At 67.7% G+C, this 1,291-nt stretch carries 1 protein-coding gene; it reads right to left on the bottom strand.

The genetic code is table 11. The features are described from left to right. Nucleotides 1-1,291, bottom strand: a 1,291-nt coding sequence (locus ACWD0J_RS41280) for a beta-ketoacyl synthase N-terminal-like domain-containing protein (RefSeq protein WP_451501006.1), incomplete at both ends; no start/stop codon positions are given.

Below are 1,291 nucleotides of genomic sequence, written 5' to 3'. Positions count from 1 at the left end.
AGGCCGCGTTGGCGGGAGAAGACCTGGAAGGTGCCGGGGGTGGCCATGATGGTGGCACCGCCGGCCAACGCCATGTCGCATTCGCCGTTGCGCAGAGCTTGGGCGGCCAGGTGGAGAGCCACCAGGGATGAGGAGCAGGCGGTGTCGACCGTCATCGCCGGGCCCTCGAGCCCGAACGTGTAAGCCACCCGGCCCGAGGCGATGCTGCCGGAGCCGCCCGTGGCGAAGTAGCCCTCCAGGTGATCGGGAGCACCGTGCATCCTCATCAGGTAGTCCTGGGAAATGACTCCTGCGAAGACACCTGTGTTACTGCCCTTGAGGGTCGTGGGGTTGATGCCGGCGTGCTCGAAGGCTTCCCAGGCGGTTTCGAGGAGCAGCCGCTGCTGGGGGTCGGTGGCCAGGGCCTCGCGGGGGTTCATGCGGAAGAACTCGGCGTCGAACTGGCCGGCGTCGTACAGGAACGCGCCCTTACGTGTGTACATCTTGCCCGGGGCATCCGGGTCCGGGTCGTACAGGGCATCGAGGTCCCAACCGCGGTCCTGGGGCAGATCACCGAGCGCTTCGCTCCCCTCGGCGACCAGCCTCCACAGGTCATCGGGCTGCCTCACTTCTCCGGGATAGCGGCAGGCCATGGAGACGATCACGATCGGATCGTCGTCGACCACCGTCGACATCGACTTCGGCGCCCGGATCTGTGGCTGCTCGTCCAGCAACTTGACGCGGAGATGCGTGGCGAGCGCGGTGAGCGTCGGGTGGTCGAAGACCAGCGTCGACGGGAGCTGCAGTGCGGTGGCGTTCGTGAGGCGGTTGCGGAGCTCCACGGCGGTGAGTGAGTCGAAGCCGAGGTCCTTGAACGGGCGTTGCGCATCGATGGTCTCGGGACGGTTGTGCCCGAGGACCGCGGCGACGTTGCTGCGGACGAGGTCGAGCAGCAGGCGCTGCTGCTCGGGTTCGCCCAGGCCAGCCAACTGCTGCGCCAGTCCGGAGCGCTGCATCGCGCTCGCTCCCGCGGCTGTCGCTCGGCGTCCCGAGACGGGGACGAGATCCCGGAGCAGCGGAGGCACATCAGCCATCCGGCGGAGGCTGGCCGGCTCGATCGGCATGCAGACCAGTGACGCCTCCGCACGTTCTTCGAGCGAGACGTCGAACAACCGCAGACCCAGTTCGGTGGTGAGGGCGGTGTTGTTGCGGGTGAGGTTGGTGTTGGTGGTGGTGAGGTGGTGGGTGAGGTTGGTGGTGTGTTTCCAGTAGCCCCAGGCGAGGCTGGTGGCGGGTTGGCCGTGGTGGTGGC

The organism is Streptomyces sp. NPDC003011, from assembly GCF_053591515.1.
The sequence above is the reverse complement of the archived record's forward strand: the minus strand, read 5'-3'. Positions and strand labels throughout refer to the sequence as shown.